Origin of the sequence: Catenibacterium sp. AM22-6LB (genome assembly GCF_003435615.1) — a bacterium.
GTDB classification, from domain to species: Bacteria; Bacillota_I; Bacilli_A; order Erysipelotrichales; family Coprobacillaceae; genus Catenibacterium; species Catenibacterium mitsuoka_A.
In genome coordinates, this window is sequence record NZ_QTUM01000013.1 from 1 (window position 1) to 432 (window position 432).

The window sequence follows — 432 nt, forward strand, 5'->3', positions numbered from 1 at the left end:
ATCAAATCCTTCTTTTGTGTGCTTTATTGAACGTGAACCTGTATACTTCACATTCAGATTCTTGAATGCCTGGTAATCTGATTTACCCTTAGAGACATCAATGGATACTATTGGACCTTTCATAGATCATTCCTTCTTTCCTTTAATATTTGAAAGCATAACTTCCTGATTTATGACTATCTATTTTCGTCTTACATGCAGGCTCTATCAATAAATCAAAAGGCCTATTTGGATATAAACTGACTCATGTCATAAAAGGAAGCAGAGAACTTTTTTTAACGAAATCACAACTGTGTTTCCAAGAGGCGATCTCTCTGCTTTCTTAAGTCTATTATAATGTATGCCTACAAAATAAAAGACTAGAAGTTAAATATAAGCAACTTCTAGTCAGTATGTTTATTTAGTGAAGAGAAGAACGATACATTAATAGTC